Below are 15,848 nucleotides of genomic sequence, written 5' to 3' on the forward strand. Positions count from 1 at the left end.
CCGGGCTTCTTTTGTTTGTGAGGGTTATCTAATCACAACTATAGCCAAATTAGTTTAGTTCCAACGTAACAACGCTTTTAGCAGGCAAAGTTACCGATAGCTTATCGCCATCTTTTTTTGCTCCGTTAAAGGCTGCCAGGTGTATTTTGCCTGGTTGTTTAAAGGTGTTAATGTCTGTAATGTTTTCTGATGTAAGTATCGTTCCGCTCACCTTGCTCCAGTTAATATCCTTTAGCTGGGTGCTTATGGTAACCGGCTTGCTGATATCCAGGTTTACCAGTGATATGTGCACTTTACCGGCAGCGTCGCGAGATGCCGAAGCGTTTACCGCCGGCAGGCTTTTACCAGCTACCGTATATTCAGGCGAATTGAGCTTTATGTTTAAGTAAGCGGCATCCTGGTGCACCTTATACATATCAAATATGTAGTAGGTTGGGGTAAGCAGCATCTTGTCCTTTTCGGTAAGTACAAGGGCCTGTAGCACGTTCACCGTTTGCGCCAGTTCGGCCATCTTTACCCGGTCGCAGTGGTTATTAAAAATGTTTAAGGTAGTACCTGCAATAAGCGCATCGCGCAGGCTGTTCTGCTGATACAAAAAGCCCGGGTTGGTACCAGGTTCAGGGTCAGTCCATATCCCCCACTCGTCTACTACCAATGCAACTTTCTTATCCGGGTCGTACTTATCCATAATGGCAGAGTGCTTAGTTACCAGCTCTTCTATTTTAAGGCAGTTCTTCATGGTATTAAAGTACTCGTCCTCGGTAAAGCTCGTTGCTGAACCTTTCTTTCCCCAGTTACCGGTAGGTATGGTATAGTAATGCATAGATACACCCCACATCATGCCATGAGGTATCTTCTTCATCAGTGTTTCCGTCCAGTTGTAATCATCGGCATTGGCGCCACTGGCTATTTTTTTGAGGCGAGCACCCGGGTAATCTTTAGCGAAGGAAGCGTACCGGCGGTACTGGTCACTGTAAAAATCGGCCGTCATGTTGCCGCCGCAGCCCCAGTTCTCGTTACCTACGCCCCAAAAAGATACGTTAAATGGCTGCGGGTGGCCGTTCTGCTTGCGTATTTGTACCACGCTGCTGGTGCTGTTACTGTTTAAATATTCTACCCACTTGCTCATCTCGTCAACCGTTCCGCTACCCACATTACCTGCTATGTAGGGCTCGGTACCCAGCAGGCCGCACAACTCCAAAAACTCATGCGTTCCAAAGCTATTGTCTTCGGTAATGCCACCCCAGTTGCTGTTCACCATGCGCGGGCGGTTTACAGCCGGGCCAATACCATCGCGCCAGTGGTACTCGTCGGCAAAGCAGCCGCCGGGCCATCGCAGATTAGGTATCTTAATGCGCTTTAAAGCCTCAACAACATCCAGGCGAATGCGGCCCTGCTTTTTTACAGGCAGGCTTTTGTCCACCCAAAAGCCGTCGTAAATGCCGCGGCCAAGGTGTTCGGCAAATTGCCCGTAAAGGTGTTTGCTAATGGTTTGGCCGGTATTACCGCTCACGGTAATACTGCCTGTGCTTTGCGCAAACCCATTTAATTGCGCAAACACAAGGGTTAGTAAAAGGTATTTTCTCATAAAAGGTTTATAACTGTATATATTACAGTTATAAATGTAAGAGAAATTTTAATACCCGCAAATAAATTTTATTAAATGATGCTCTTTATTGCTCTGGTCCTCGTTTAGCTATCAGGATGTTGTTGGCTTAATATCGGTCTTGCATTCTGCCAACCTGTCACCACAAAGTAATCACCCCTGCCGCATTGGTCGTTATCTGCCACGCCAAACCCCATTTTACTGCCAAATACATATTGGCACAACCCTTGTTAAATAGGGTTGTAAGCAAAACTTTAATTACTAATAAATCAATCATATCATATGTCTAAAATAATTGGAATCGACTTAGGAACAACCAACTCCTGCGTTGCTGTAATGGAGGGTAATGAGCCTGTAGTTATAGCAAACAGCGAAGGTAAACGTACTACGCCGTCAGTAGTAGCTTTTGTTAACGATGGCGAACGTAAAGTTGGCGATCCGGCAAAACGCCAGGCTATCACCAACCCAACCAAAACTATCTATTCGGTAAAACGCTTTATGGGGAACCAATACAACGAGGTTCTTAAAGAAGCTGAGCGTGTACCTTACAATGTGGTAAAAGGCGATAACAACACCCCGCGTGTTGAAATTGGCGACCGCAAATATACTCCGCAGGAAATTTCGGCCATGATCCTGCAAAAGATGAAAAAGACTGCCGAAGACTTTTTAGGTACCGAAGTAACAGAAGCGGTTATTACCGTGCCTGCCTACTTTAACGATGCACAGCGCCAGGCAACTAAGGAAGCCGGTGAAATTGCTGGCCTTAAAGTACGCCGTATCATAAACGAGCCTACTGCTGCTGCCCTTGCCTACGGTTTGGACAAAGCGCACAAGGACATGAAAATTGCCGTGTTTGACTGCGGTGGTGGTACACATGACGTATCTGTACTGGAACTTGGCGATGGCGTGTTTGAAGTAAAATCTACCGATGGTGATACTCACTTAGGTGGCGACGACTTTGACCAGGTAATTATTGACTGGCTGGCAGATGAGTTTAAGAACGACGAAGGTATTGACCTGCGTAAAGACCCAATGGCTTTACAACGTTTGAAAGAGTCTGCTGAAAAAGCGAAAATTGAGTTATCAAGCTCTACCCAAACAGAGATCAACCTGCCATACATCAGCGCTGGTGCCGAAGGCCCTAAGCACTTGGTAAAAACTTTAAGCCGTGCTAAATTTGAGCAACTGGCCGACAGCCTGATCAAACGTACTATTGAGCCTTGCCGTACCGCGTTGAAAAACGCCGGTTACAGCACTTCAGATATCGACGAAGTTATTTTGGTGGGTGGTTCTACCCGTATCCCTGCTATACAGGATGCTGTACAGAAATTCTTTGGCAAAGCACCATCAAAAGGTGTTAACCCTGACGAAGTGGTAGCTATTGGTGCTGCTATACAGGGTGGTGTGTTTACCGGTGAAGTTAAGGACGTGTTATTGTTAGACGTTACCCCGCTATCATTAGGTATCGAAACCATGGGCGGTGTAATGACCAAACTGATCGAGTCTAACACTACTATCCCTACCAAGAAATCAGAAACTTTCTCTACTGCCAGCGACAGCCAGCCATCTGTAGAGATCCACATATTACAGGGCGAGCGCCCAATGGCATCGGGCAACCGTACCATAGGCCGTTTCCACTTGGACGGTATACCACCGGCACCTCGCGGCGTACCACAGATCGAGGTTACCTTCGACATTGACGCTAACGGTATATTGCATGTATCTGCTAAGGATAAAGCAACCGGTAAAGAGCAGAAGATCCGTATCGAAGCTTCTTCGGGCTTAACTGATGCCGAGATCAAGAAAATGAAGGACGAAGCTGAAGCTAACGCTGATGCCGACAAAAGGGCTAAAGAGGAAGTTGAGAAACTGAACTCTGCTGACGCCCTGATCTTCAGCACTGAAAAACAGCTGAAAGAGTATGGTGACAAGATACCTGCTGACAAAAAAGCACCTATCGAGTCGGGCCTTGAAAAATTAAAAGCTGCTTACAGCGCTAAAAACCTTGCAGAAATAGAAACAGCACAAGCTGAATTGAACACCGCATGGACTGCTGCAAGCGAAGATATGTACAAGGCAACCGCAGAAGCAGGCCAGCAGCCACAAGGTGATGCAGGTCAGCAACCACAGGGCGAAGGAGCAGATAACGTAACAGATGTTGACTTCGAAGAAGTTAAATAATCTGCGAACTCCATATATCAACAAAAAGCCGCTCCGGTATCCGGAGCGGCTTTTTTATGTGCTTATAAGTTCTTCTTGATAAAATTATTAATGACAATAACCAGCGTTCGTCGACCGGAACCGTTAACATCCAGGAACACGAAATGCCCGGCGCCTGGTATAACAACTTTCTTTTTAGCTATGCCGGACGGCAGCTCACTGAAATAAGTATCAATATCTATCGGCCTCGACCAAAAGTCATACTCCCCGCGGATAAGAAGCGTTGGTACGCTGATGTCCTTTGCATCCCAATATTTACGCCCATTAGCCATATAAAAGCTTTCTCTACGGAAGCCGCCGGGTACCTTAAGCAAGTGTTCGCTGTTAAAGCTCACCGCACGGCTGGCAAAGGTCTTTATTATAACTGAATCGGTGGGTGTAGTCGCGCCGCTTTCCGCTTCGGTTTTCCAAACGTTTAGCATTGCCTGCTCATTTGACTGCCGCATGGCAGGTATGCTGTTGTTAAACTTTAATGGATCGGTAGAGTCGGCAAAGGCCTCGTTAAAGCTCCAGGGCGCCTTAACTCCGTACAAACTGTTCAAAACAATAAGGTGTGATATCTTTTCCGGATGCAAAGTAGCATAGTATGAAGCCCAATGCCCGCCTGCTGCCCAGCCGAAGAGATTTACCTTACTTTGAGGTGTATCCTTCAGTATAGAGGTTACCACAGCGTCAATGTCGGCCGCCGCTTCCTCGCAGGAACCCGCTACAAGGCTGGTATCCGCAAGATCGTATACAGGTGCTGTAGAACGCTCCCAGCCGCGTATGTTCATCAGGTAAACGGTAAAGCCTGCATCAGCAAGTGATTGCGCGAACGAAGCATCAGCTAAATCCAAATCAAAGGATGTAAGCGCACCGGTGCCGCCATGTACCAGCAGTAAAGGTATCTTCCTGCGAGACGAGTACAAGTTCTCGGTAACTTTACGCACCTGCAGCTGCAAACTGGCGTTCTGTACAAAATAATCGGTAGTGGTGTATTGCGGCTGAGCTGCAGCAATACTATTGTAAAACAGTGAGAAGAAGAGGATTATCGATAAGTATCTGCAGATCATCAATAAACAGGCGCTTATCCGTATTTGGTTTCAGGAGTTTATCAATGCGTTTACTTTTTCAACAAGTTCGCTTAGGTCAAAGGGTTTGCTTATTACCGCATCGCAGCCATAAGCCATCAGTTCGGCATTACGGTTAATGTATGCTGAAAACAGGATAACCGGCACATTGCTGTATTTAGGGTTGGTTTTAATGTTGCGGCAAATTTCGCCGCCGTTGGTACCAGCAACACGGTAATCAAGTATCACCAGGTCCGGTGCAAACTCCTCTACAAGTGGCATTACATCGTCCCCCTCGCTTACACTTTTAACCTCAAAATTTTCGTAAGTGAGGGTTTCATGCACTATATCGAGTATGTCCTGGTTATCATCCAGCACCAAAATACGTTTAACCATAAATAATAACTACCTAAAGCCGAAAAGAAAAACTATATACAAATAAACAAAAAAATTAGAAGAAGGGACAGGGCTTGGGTACTATTGAATTGCTCGGCAAAAATACCACAATATTTTAAAATAATAAATATAAGCACCCCATTTTTCCCAGGAATTTGTATTATTATTGTTATAATTTAAACTGTGCAGCAAAACCCTAATTCCGCCGTCAATTTTGACAGGCATAGCTTTCAGCAGCTTATTGCCCAGTCACCTGTTGCTATTGGGGTGTTAACAGGGGAAGACTTTGTCATTCAGTCGGCTAACGCAGCGTTGCTTACCATTTGGGATAAAGACGAAAGCGTTATAGGGTTGCCACTTGCTGTCGGGCTACCAGAAATAGTTGGCCAGCCCTACCTTGGGCTTTTAAGCAATGTTTACCGCACCGGTGAGGCATATTACGGTTACGAAGCCGAGGTAAACCTCACCAGAGAGGGAAAGCTGACCTTGCTTTACTTCAATTTTGTTTATCAACCCGTAAGAGACACTGCAGAACTGATCACTGGCATAATGGTGACGGCCACCGATGTAAGCGAGCAGGTTTATGCCCGTAAAAAACTCGAAGACGCAGAAGAACGCTTACGCCTTGCCACCGAAGCAACCGGTTTAGGCACGTTTGACCTGGACCTGCAAAGCGGAACCATTATCCACTCCCCACGACTGGCAGAAATATTTGGATTAAGCAGTAAAGAAACCGTGAGCCATCAGGAGCTACGGAACATGATAATCCCTGCCGATTTGCCGATAGTAATAAAGGCCTTTGATACAGCACTGCAAACAGGCTTGTATTTTTACGAGGCACGGGTAGTTTGGCCCGACTCAACTATACACTGGATACGCACCACCGGTAAAATTTTATATAGCGACACTAATGTGCCTGTGCGTATGCTGGGTACCTTAATGGATATTACCGAACAAAAGCACATACTTAACGAACTTACCAAAAATGAAGAAACGCTGAGGTTAGCCATACAATCGGCAGAACTGGGCACCTTTGATATGGACCTGGTAAATGGCAGCATGGTATGGGATAAGCGTTGCCGTGAGCTATTCGGCCTTAACGAGGATGTACCGGTAACTTACGACAATGCTTTTTTGAAAGGGCTACATCCTGACGACCGGGAGAAAACTGACCAGGCAGTGAACCGTGCGTTTGAGCGTGAACTCACCAACGGTGACTACGACGTTGAGTACAGGACCATTGCCAAAGACAACCGGCTGCGCTGGATAAGGGCTAAAGGAAAAGTATACTTTAACGAACACGATGTGCCGGTTAGATTTATTGGAACTGTACTGGATATTACCGAGAACAAACGTAACGAAATACGCAAAAACGATTTTATCGCGATGGCCAGTCATGAGCTTAAAACGCCGCTTACATCTTTAAAGGCCTACATACAGCTATTACTGGCTGCTTCGTCACGCACGGGCGATAGCTTTTTTATCAATGCGCTGAAAAAAGCAGAAAGCCAGATAAACAGGATGACCAACTTAATCTATGGCTTTCTGGACCTATCTAAACTGGAAGCAGGTAAACTACGGTTGCAAAAGCAAGACTTTGATCTGGTACAGGTAGTTGAGGAAGTTTGTGCTGAAAACCGGCCTATTGCCCAAAGCCATCATATTACGTTTGAACCGGGAGAACCTTTAATGGTACATGCCGATCCAGAGAAAATAAGCCAGGTGGTAAATAACCTAATTGGCAACGCTATTAAATATTCACCAAAGGAAACTGAGGTGACAACAACGGTAACTAGGCTTGACAGCCAGGTGCGGGTAGACGTATATGATAAAGGTATTGGCATAAAAACAGTAGACCAGCAATATATATTTCAGCGATTTTACCGCGTAGAGGATGAGAGTACCAAAGGGTTCTCTGGCTTTGGGATAGGATTGTACCTGTCTGCAGAAATTATTGAACTCCACAACGGCACTATAGGAGTTGAAAGCGTTGAGGGTAAAGGTTCAAGATTTTATTTTACACTCCCGGTTAATTAGCGCTCCTCAAATGTTATAAACAAAAAAACCGCGGACAATGCCGCGGCTTTCTTATAGTACCTTTATTGATTAATAAGGATATGCCTTACCAGGATGTGCTCTTTTCCATGCCCTGCGGCGTTCCAGGTAAGCAGCACGCTTTCTCTTCTCTTCACGTTTGCGCGCTTCGTTACCAATAATATAACCGCCGCCTGCACCTAATGCACCACCAATTACTGCGCCTTTTACGCCATGGCCAATTAAGCCACCCGCTACAGCGCCACCGGCACCACCTATAATGGCACCTTTACCTTGTTTACTTATTTGCGCGTCGGCTTTTAAATTTATGGAAGTTGTTAATGCCATAACAAGTCCGCCATATATCAGGATCTTTTTCATAGTGATAATTTCTAATGTTTACTACTTATACAAATCTTAAGCCGTAAAGCTTATACCACTATAAGAGCCTCAAAAACGCGGATAGTTTAATACTTTATTTCAAAAAGGAGATTATAGTATCAGAAAACTGTATAGTTTTCCCTGCACTATTGTGATCACCAGGTACATGCACCAGCTTAGAATTTGGTATAAGCTTCTGCAATACAGTTTCATCACCGTTGGTTTTATCCTCGGTTCCATCTATCAGCAACACAGGTATTTTTAACTTTGAAAGTTCTTTAGGGCTGGTGCTTGGCTGCCACTTTTGCTGCAATGCCAAAGCAACATTATCAAAGTTGTTCTTGTGTATCCACACCATCATGTCGTCAACATCATGCAGGGTGGTATCACCCTCCAGTGCTTTCCATGCATGTATGCGTCGCTGCCAGTTAGGATTGGTATAGTCGGCACCCATACCGCCCATTACGGCTTTATGAACACGCTTATCCAGCACCATCACGCGGGAAGTAATTATAGATCCGCGCGAATAACCCACTACATCGTACGATTTGATGCCCAGGCTAGTTACCAAGCCTATTACGTCTTTAGCTTCTGCATCATGCAAATAGCCTGCATCCGTATGCGGCTTGTCTGACCGGCCATTACCTCGCATATCCAGCAGAATGACTTTAAATCCTTCCTTTAATAGATTTCCGTAGAGTAGTCCGTTCTTCCAGCTTTGTGCATTGTTGGTAAAACCATGCAGCATCACCACCGGGAATCCTTCCCCTTTTACCTCGTAATAGATCCTGGTTCCATCAAACGATGTGTAGTAAGCACCTTCGGCAGGTGCTTGTGCAAACGCCTTTATGCTGGTAACAGCCAGCAACACCAGTGAGTAAAAAGTCTTTATCATTTTTATACAAATAAATCGAGTATTAATACGCCGCCGAGACCGATCAGAGCCACAAGTGTTTCCATAACCGACCATGAACGAAATGTATCTTTTATGGATAAGTTAAAGTATTCTTTAAACATCCAAAAACCGCCATCATTAACATGTGATAGTACCAGGCTTCCTGCCCCGATAGACAATACCATAAGGTTTGGATTAATACCTGGATTATGCAGTACCATGCTGGACATGATACCTGCCGCTGTAAGGCCGGCTACAGTTGCTGAGCCTAAGCTTATACGTATAACTGCGGCCAATAGCCAGCCCAGTACTAATGGGTGCATGTGCGATTGCTGCAGCACGCCGGTGATCTGCTTATCTACTCCGCTTTCAAGCAACACCTCTTTGAAAGCACCTGCACCGGCTATAACCAGCAATATTAGGGAGATATCTTTTACCGCGTCGCCGTAAATATTCGCAAGGTACTTCATGCTTTTATTCTGCATAAGCCCCAGCGTGATGGTGCCAAAAATAAGTGATATCAGCATTACTGTAGGCGCATCAGCAAAAAATCCGATCACATCGTGCAGCATACCGGGCTGTTTATGACTGTTAAGGTAAAACGCGCCCGACATTAATAAGATTACAGGCAGCAATGCTGCTAAAAAGCTGTTGGCTGCACCCGGTAGCTGGCTGTCCGGTAGATCTTCGCTCCTGAACGTCTGTAGTGGTGAAGAGGGTATTTTTTTTAGCGTTTGGGCAAACACAGGCCCTGCCAATATAATTGCCGGAATAGCCAGGATAAGACCGTAAAGCAGTGTAGTACCCATGTCTGCATGGAAAATGCCAACCAGTGTTGTTGGCGAAGGATGCGGTGGCAGGAACCCGTGCGTTACAGATAATGCGGAAAGCATTGGCAAACCGATGTATACAGCGGGCAGCTTGTACTTATAAACCACCGAAAATATAAGCGGTACCATTAGCACAAAGCCTGTATTATAAAACAATGGGATGCCTACAATAAAGCCTACAACCACCAATGCCAACTGTATATGCTTTACACCAAAAGCATTTACAAGAGTACCCGCTATTTTTTGCGCAGCACCGCTTGTTGCTACCAATTTGCCCAGCATGGCACCAAGGCATATAATTATCGCCAAAGAGCCAAGCGTATCCCCAAGGCCTTTCTGTACCGACGCGTTTATTTTATTGAGTGGAATACCTAAACAAAGGCCCGCCACTATCGAAACGATCAGGAACGCCAGAAAAGGGTTCACCTTTGCCCAGCTTACCAGCAGTATCAGGAATATGATGCAAAAGAATATAACCAGCATTGTTGTGTATTGATAGATTTAAATGAGCTTGCGGCCCTATGGTGCACCTAAAGTAGCAACATTTATGTAAAGTGGTATCGCCGGCGATAATAATAAGCAGGTTAGCACAAGGTAATATTTTCAATTGCACTATCAGGAGTGCAGGCAAACGCCGTTCTTTGCAGCCGAAATGACCAAGCAACGCTACTTCTTCCTGATTCTTATACTGGGTTCGCTTACTGCCTTAGCACCTTTCTCCATTGATATGTACCTGCCGGGCTTCGGCGCGATTGCAAAGTCTCTGAATACCAGTACCGAGCAAGTAGCGCTTTCCCTATCCAGCTTTTTAATTGGTATTTCTGCCGGGCAATTACTTTATGGCCCGTTACTGGATCGGTTTGGCCGCAAGCTGCCTTTATACTGCGGGTTAGTGCTCTACATTGTTGCTTCTGCGGGGTGCTACTTCGCTAAAAGTATCGAGTTGCTTATAGCTATGCGTTTTATACAGGCCATAGGTGCCTGTTCGGCAACGGTAACATCAATGGCTATGGTGCGAGACTTGTTTCCGGTAAAGGAGAGCGCTAATGTATTCTCGAAACTGGTACTCGTTTTAAGCGTATCCCCGTTGATAGCTCCCACTGTCGGCGGTTATATTAGTGCCGAGCTTGGATGGCAGCTCATTTTCCTGATACTGGCTGTTATTTCAATTTTGATTTTGATTGCCGTTTTATTGTTCCTGCCAGAAAGCTACAAACCAGATCCAACTTATTCGCTGGCTCCCGGGCCTATACTCGGTAGCTTTTGGGGAGTACTTAAAACGCCGCAGTTTTATACTTACTCGTTGTGCGGTGCTATCGGATTCTCAGGATTATTCGCTTATATATCATCCTCTCCAATTGTATTTATGGAAGTTTTTAAAGTAAGCAGTAAAGCTTACGGGTGGATATTTGCCCTGCTTTCTACGGGCTTTATTGGTTCAAGTCAGTTAAACAACTTACTTATGAAGCGCTACAAAAGCGAGCAGATTGTTAATGGTGCATTAATAGCCATGATATTTTTTGCGGCTGTTTTCTTAATAGGCTCTATGCAGGGCTGGCTTGGTTTAGTTGGTACCATCCTGATGATTTATCTTGTGCTTTGCTGCGTCGGGCTAATGTTCCCAAACACTACCGCTTTAGCACTGGCGCCCTTTGAGCACAACGCTGGCGTGGCATCATCACTCACTGGCGCTTTTCAAATGGCTGTTGGCTCGGCGGTTTCTATTGGTATTAGCTTATTTGTTTCTAAATCTGCCGTACCAATGGCGGCTACTATGCTGGTGGCATCGGCACTCGCCTTTGTAGTTTTGGTATCAGGCCGCAGGAACATTAAAGAAAAAGTGGAAGTAAAGGAGGGCGCAGCGATAGCAGCGCATTGATTAATTCTTTATAATACTTATAATGTCGGCTGTTAAGTTGTGGCAAGCTGCTTCAACTTCTTTTGAACCTCCAACTTGTAATTACGGCCAATAGGCAGTTCATGCCCACCTACATCAATACTGAATGAATAGAAGGAATTTATTTTAGCGATGGCCACAATAAACGACCTATGGATGCGGACGAATTTGTGTTCGGGCAGCATTTCTTCCAGCAGGCTTATTTTTTGCCGGCTTATATACACCTGATCGACAACTACAACTTTTACGTAATCGCGCAGGCTTTCTATCCATAGAATATCTGCAATGTTTATTTTGACAGTGCGGCGGTCTACCTTTAAATAAATGTATGATGCCGCGTCGCTCACCGGGGCTTCATGCGTTAACTGGGGCAACCCTTTGGCTGCAGGCAACTGGTATATCTTGTCAATAGCACGCAGAAAACGTTCTAAAGAGATTGGTTTTAACAGGTAATCTACCGCATTTAATTCAAACCCCTCTAGCGCGTATTCGCTGTAAGCGGTAGTAAAAATCACTTTCGGCGGATGCTTAAGGCTCTTAAGCAACTCAGTCCCTTTCATGCCCGGCATTTCTATATCCAGGAACATCAGGTCAACCCCTTTCTGCTGCAGAAATTGAAAGGCTTGTATCGCATTGTTGCACTTGCCTACTATCTCCATCCCTGCGAAGTTTGCCAGGTAGTTTTCCAGTACGCTAATGGCGTGCGGCTCATCGTCAACAATTAACACTCGTAATCTCATGCTGTTGCTAATTGAGACACGGGCTGCTGTACTGCAACAGCGGAATGTGCCAGCACCTTTAGTTTAAGCGCGAGTACCACCAAAAAGGTGTCGTCCTCGTCCATGATCTTCAAATTATATGCGCCCGGATAAAGCAGGTCAAGCCGCTTGGTTACATTTTTCAGGCCGATGTGCCCTGCTTCGCTACTATTCTGTCCGGCGTTGTTACCCGGATTACTATTAGCTACTTTAAGTTTAAAAAAGCCGTCGCGCACGTTTATGTCTATATGGATCCAACTGTCGCCGGTTTGTTTGCTTGCACCATGTTTAAAAGCATTCTCTATAAACGGCAGTATCATCAGCGGAGCTACAAGCTTATGTTGCAGATCTCCGGATATATTAAAGCTGATATCGATTCGGTCCTCATACCGCAGTTTTTCCAGCTTTACATACTGCTGCATCATAAATACTTCCTTTTCCAACAGCACTTCATCGGTATTGCACTCGTAAAGCATATAACGAAGAATGTCCGACAAACCTAAAATTAATTGCGGCGACCTTGGGGACTGGTTCAGGCTCAGGGCATATAAGTTATTAAGCGTATTGAATAAAAAATGCGGGTGTACCTGACCTTTCAGGGCGGTCAGCTCAGCCTCTAAGGCGGCACGTTTACGCTCGTTCCACATTTTAAATAGCTTTATGGCCAGCACAAAGCCAATTACCAGGTTGGTGCCTTTTAGCGTATTGACCAGGTAAACACTTTGTAACAACTTATAAAGAAAGGGGCCCTGATTATGCTTGAGATAATCCTGATCGGTGATGTGAAAATGTTCAATCAGGTAGGGGATCACGAATAGCACGCCAACAGTTCGGCTCAACAGTACAAATATTGCCACTATAACAGGTAGCAATAAAGCAAAGAGCAGATAACGCCCGGTAAATAAAAACCGTGGGATAAGCCAGTAGGCAAGCGTATAATAATAAGCAAACTGTACCGGCATGTAAAACGCATTGTTTCGCAGAGAAGTCACAAAATCTATCTGTACGGAATAAACAGTAGTGAGTGCCAGCGATACGATAAGCCAGAAAATTACATGCTGCGCCACACGGGGTAGTTTAATATCCGGCAGTGCAAACGAGCCTACACCATTTTTCATAATGCTAAAATAACGCATAGTATCGTCATGAGGATGAGTGCCTTAACATTGTGCGACCAACAGCATTGTTTATGCGACCAACAGCATCCTCAGAATGATAAATGCGTCGTTTAAACATACAGACGTTGCCTGCCTGTATTTAGTGACAGTTTGCATCCAATAACTTACCGTGTAGCTATGGTATTACTAACAACTAAAACTGCGGTATACTTTCGGTCATTGTTTAAAATAACACCATGAAAAAATTTATCACAACAGCCATTATTATACTTGCTGCAATTGGCGGCAAGGCGCAAACAGCCAGCAACCTTACACACGGCTTTTGGGTAGCCGAGAGCAACAAAGAAACCCCTAAGTTGCAGGTAATTAAATTTTATAATGACAACTCGAGACTAATTTACACGGCTATGGTTACCAAGCCTGTAAACATAAAAAAGAAGGCAACACAGCAAATGCTGAACAATATATGCGAGGAGCTATACCGTCACAAAGAAGGCAGGCCGGCACTACTTGCAATCAATATCAGATAAAGACTTTTAGTAACAACGTTAAGTGAGGACAAGGGTGGCGCGAGGCCGCCCTGTTCTGTTTTAAGCTGGCTCTATCCAGTTACCGTCGGACTTGATGATACCGATCAATTCATCAAGTGCATTATCAGTATTTACGTTCTTTTTTACTACTTCTTTGCCGCGATAGAGCGTGATCTTATCAGTACCCGACCCAACATAGCCGTAGTCGGCATCTGCCATTTCGCCGGGACCATTAACGATGCAGCCCATAATACCAATTTTCAATCCCTTAAGGTGACTGGTACGGCTGCGGATCATCTGTGTAGTGATCATCAGATCAAACAGCGTTCGGCCGCAGCTTGGGCATGATATATATTCTGTTTTAGAAATACGCGAACGTGTAGCCTGCAGTATACCAAAAGCAGTAGAGGTAATAACTCCGGCAAGCAGTTGTGGAGCATCTATCCAAATGCCGTCGCCAAAACCATCAACCAGCAATGCGCCCAGATCAGTTGAGGCAAATAGCTGTAAATCCTGAATTTGAAGTTCTAAGTCCTGGCTTTCAAAATTGTAGCTCCTTTTTACTATCACAGGTACATCCAGCTGCATTTCCTGCAACTTAAGCAGAAACTGCCGCTGATCGGCCATGCCGTGCAACTCATTTGTTTCCAGCACAAAAACCAGTGTCTTATCTAAAGGAATTAATCCAAAAACTTCCAAATCCAGATCTGCATTGGTGATCCGCACAAGGTTAAGCGCCGATGTGCGGTCCGCGTTATCCGCAACGTACTCGCCTAAGGTAAATACCGGGTGGCAAAGCGTTTTGTTACCCAACTTTTGCCAGGTAGCGTAATTGTATAGCTGTTTTAAGTTACCCGGCAAACTGAATGAAGGCAGGCTGTCGCCGAGGTAAACAAAATCTACCGACTGCTCGGCCATGTTATACTTATCCAGTATAGGCGAGTAGAGATACCCGGCTGCATTCAGCACGGCGGGATCTTTAAGGTTAGCAGCAGACAGATCTATCACCACCCTCGGCACCATGTGCCCGCCAATAAAAGCGTTGGCTTCGTAGGTATCACGCTTTTTGTATTCGTAGGGATTGTATGAGTCTGAAGTCTGAAGTACAGAGTCTAAAGTCACATTTGAGTTTTGACTGGTTCCTGACTCCTGACTCTTGGCTCTTGACTCTTGACTCCTTCTAGTGTATCTCTCTACCAATGCAATAGCAACAGGTGCTTCGGCCTCCGGTTCTTCGGTAAGCGAAACCCGGACGGTGTCACCAAGGCCATCTTCCAGCAAAGTACCTATTCCCACGGCAGATTTAATGCGGCCATCTTCACCGTCACCTGCTTCTGTTACACCCAGGTGCAATGGATAATTCATGCCCTCGGCTACCATAGTTTGCACCAGTAGGCGGTAAGCCTGTACCATTACCTGCGGGTTGCTGCTCTTCATGGATACAACCAGGTTATAATAGCCAAGTGTTTCGCACATGCGGATAAACTCCATGGCGCTTTCTACCATCCCTTGCGGTGTATCGCCATAGCGGCTCATGATACGGTCGCTTAACGACCCATGGTTAGTGCCGATGCGCATTGCGGTACCATACTCTTTACACACCTTTACTAAAGGCGCAAACTTCTGGTAAATACGCTCCAGTTCGGCCCGGTACTCCAGGTCGGTATAATCTATCTGGTCAAACTTCTTTTTGTCGGCATAGTTGCCCGGGTTTACACGCACCTTTTCTACAATGCGCGCGGCTACTTCGGCGGCGTTAGGTGTAAAATGGATATCTGCTACCAAGGGCACACTATAGCCGCGCTGGCGCAATTGTTTCTTTATCTCAGCAAGGTTGTTGGCCTCTTTAATGCTTGGCGCGGTAATGCGGACGTACTCACACCCCGCGTTTACCATCCGGATGGTTTGCTCTACGGTACCAATAGTGTCCATGGTATCGGTAGTGGTCATGCTTTGTATGCGGATAGGATTGCTACCACCCATAGGCACATCGCCAATGAAAACCTCACGGGTAATAAAACGGGAGTAATCGGTCAGCGAGTTACAGTAACGACCCGGCAGCATTTTAACAGCATCAGCATTCATGCAGGAGTGGAATTAATAAGGTGCAAATTTAATGATAATGTTGGAAAGG

General features: G+C 45.5%; 13 protein-coding genes. 4 read left to right on the forward strand and 9 right to left on the reverse strand.

All coding sequences use genetic code 11. The features are described from left to right. Positions 1-49 precede the first annotated feature (49 nt). Positions 50-1,588 carry an alpha-N-arabinofuranosidase gene (locus AC59GT_RS11120; protein WP_497237695.1) on the reverse strand — a complete coding sequence of 513 codons (1,539 nt, stop codon included), beginning with the start codon at positions 1,586-1,588 and terminating at the stop codon, positions 50-52. Between the two features lie 300 nt (positions 1,589-1,888). Between AC59GT_RS11120 and dnaK the strand changes: the two genes are divergently transcribed. Next, complete coding sequence (gene dnaK / locus AC59GT_RS11125) at positions 1,889-3,787, forward strand: molecular chaperone DnaK (protein WP_497237696.1); 1,899 nt, start codon at positions 1,889-1,891, stop codon at positions 3,785-3,787. Between the two features lie 62 nt (positions 3,788-3,849). Here dnaK and AC59GT_RS11130 read toward each other — a convergent pair whose 3' ends face one another. Next, positions 3,850-4,878 carry an alpha/beta fold hydrolase gene (locus tag AC59GT_RS11130; RefSeq protein WP_497237697.1) on the reverse strand — a complete coding sequence of 343 codons (1,029 nt, stop codon included), beginning with the start codon at positions 4,876-4,878 and terminating at the stop codon, positions 3,850-3,852. Between the two features lie 30 nt (positions 4,879-4,908). Continuing rightward, positions 4,909-5,271: a response regulator transcription factor gene (locus AC59GT_RS11135; protein WP_497237698.1), complete on the reverse strand. Its 363-nt coding sequence runs from the start codon at positions 5,269-5,271 to the stop codon at positions 4,909-4,911. A gap of 183 nt (positions 5,272-5,454) precedes the next feature. On the opposite strand from AC59GT_RS11135, the gene AC59GT_RS11140 reads away from it, so the two are divergent. Further along, entirely contained in the window at positions 5,455-7,308 is a 1,854-nt protein-coding gene (locus tag AC59GT_RS11140; protein ID WP_497237699.1) for a PAS domain-containing protein, read from the forward strand. Positions 7,309-7,377: 69 nt separating this feature from the next. Here AC59GT_RS11140 and AC59GT_RS11145 read toward each other — a convergent pair whose 3' ends face one another. The 3 genes from AC59GT_RS11145 to AC59GT_RS11155 all read right to left on the reverse strand — a co-directional run bounded on the left by AC59GT_RS11145 (position 7,378) and on the right by AC59GT_RS11155 (position 9,894). After that, positions 7,378-7,686 carry a YMGG-like glycine zipper-containing protein gene (locus AC59GT_RS11145; RefSeq protein ID WP_117383791.1) on the reverse strand — a complete coding sequence of 103 codons (309 nt, stop codon included), beginning with the start codon at positions 7,684-7,686 and terminating at the stop codon, positions 7,378-7,380. Between the two features lie 94 nt (positions 7,687-7,780). Then, the gene (locus AC59GT_RS11150; protein ID WP_497237700.1) at positions 7,781-8,581 is read right to left on the reverse strand and encodes an alpha/beta fold hydrolase; all 801 of its coding nucleotides are present in this window, start codon (positions 8,579-8,581) and stop codon (positions 7,781-7,783) included. A 2-nt stretch (positions 8,582-8,583) separates the two neighbouring features. Continuing rightward, on the reverse strand, positions 8,584-9,894 hold the full coding sequence (locus AC59GT_RS11155; RefSeq protein WP_497237701.1) for a GntT/GntP/DsdX family permease: 1,311 nt from the start codon (positions 9,892-9,894) through the stop codon (positions 8,584-8,586). A gap of 169 nt (positions 9,895-10,063) precedes the next feature. On the opposite strand from AC59GT_RS11155, the gene AC59GT_RS11160 reads away from it, so the two are divergent. After that, on the forward strand, positions 10,064-11,290 hold the full coding sequence (locus AC59GT_RS11160; protein ID WP_497237702.1) for a multidrug effflux MFS transporter: 1,227 nt from the start codon (positions 10,064-10,066) through the stop codon (positions 11,288-11,290). A 32-nt stretch (positions 11,291-11,322) separates the two neighbouring features. On the opposite strand, the gene AC59GT_RS11165 is transcribed toward AC59GT_RS11160, so the two are convergent. Continuing rightward, complete coding sequence (locus tag AC59GT_RS11165) at positions 11,323-12,048, reverse strand: LytR/AlgR family response regulator transcription factor (protein ID WP_497237703.1); 726 nt, start codon at positions 12,046-12,048, stop codon at positions 11,323-11,325. Further along, positions 12,045-13,184, reverse strand: a complete 1,140-nt coding sequence (locus tag AC59GT_RS11170; protein WP_497237704.1) for a sensor histidine kinase — start codon at positions 13,182-13,184, stop codon at positions 12,045-12,047. The genes AC59GT_RS11165 and AC59GT_RS11170 overlap by 4 nt, the downstream gene beginning before the upstream one ends. A 236-nt stretch (positions 13,185-13,420) precedes the next feature. Between AC59GT_RS11170 and AC59GT_RS11175 the strand changes: the two genes are divergently transcribed. Further along, the gene (locus AC59GT_RS11175; RefSeq protein ID WP_497237705.1) at positions 13,421-13,714 is read left to right on the forward strand and encodes a hypothetical protein; all 294 of its coding nucleotides are present in this window, start codon (positions 13,421-13,423) and stop codon (positions 13,712-13,714) included. A 60-nt stretch (positions 13,715-13,774) separates the two neighbouring features. Here AC59GT_RS11175 and ispG read toward each other — a convergent pair whose 3' ends face one another. Next, the gene (ispG, locus tag AC59GT_RS11180) at positions 13,775-15,799 is read right to left on the reverse strand and encodes a (E)-4-hydroxy-3-methylbut-2-enyl-diphosphate synthase (RefSeq protein ID WP_497237706.1); all 2,025 of its coding nucleotides are present in this window, start codon (positions 15,797-15,799) and stop codon (positions 13,775-13,777) included. Between the last annotated feature and the right edge of the window lie 49 nt (positions 15,800-15,848).

The sequence above is a fragment of the Mucilaginibacter sp. 320_HR genome, from assembly GCF_059691875.1.

Coding starts and splice junctions, on each gene's coding strand:
- AC59GT_RS11120 (WP_497237695.1), bottom strand. CDS start 1,588: ATGAGAAAATACCTTTTACTAACCCTTGTGTTTGCGCAATTAAATGGG.
- dnaK (WP_497237696.1), top strand. CDS start 1,889: ATGTCTAAAATAATTGGAATCGACTTAGGAACAACCAACTCCTGCGTT.
- AC59GT_RS11130 (WP_497237697.1), bottom strand. CDS start 4,878: ATGATCTGCAGATACTTATCGATAATCCTCTTCTTCTCACTGTTTTAC.
- AC59GT_RS11135 (WP_497237698.1), bottom strand. CDS start 5,271: ATGGTTAAACGTATTTTGGTGCTGGATGATAACCAGGACATACTCGAT.
- AC59GT_RS11145 (WP_117383791.1), bottom strand. CDS start 7,686: ATGAAAAAGATCCTGATATATGGCGGACTTGTTATGGCATTAACAACT.
- AC59GT_RS11150 (WP_497237700.1), bottom strand. CDS start 8,581: ATGATAAAGACTTTTTACTCACTGGTGTTGCTGGCTGTTACCAGCATA.
- AC59GT_RS11155 (WP_497237701.1), bottom strand. CDS start 9,894: ATGCTGGTTATATTCTTTTGCATCATATTCCTGATACTGCTGGTAAGC.
- AC59GT_RS11160 (WP_497237702.1), top strand. CDS start 10,064: ATGACCAAGCAACGCTACTTCTTCCTGATTCTTATACTGGGTTCGCTT.
- AC59GT_RS11165 (WP_497237703.1), bottom strand. CDS start 12,048: ATGAGATTACGAGTGTTAATTGTTGACGATGAGCCGCACGCCATTAGC.
- AC59GT_RS11170 (WP_497237704.1), bottom strand. CDS start 13,184: ATGAAAAATGGTGTAGGCTCGTTTGCACTGCCGGATATTAAACTACCC.
- AC59GT_RS11175 (WP_497237705.1), top strand. CDS start 13,421: ATGAAAAAATTTATCACAACAGCCATTATTATACTTGCTGCAATTGGC.
- ispG (WP_497237706.1), bottom strand. CDS start 15,799: ATGAATGCTGATGCTGTTAAAATGCTGCCGGGTCGTTACTGTAACTCG.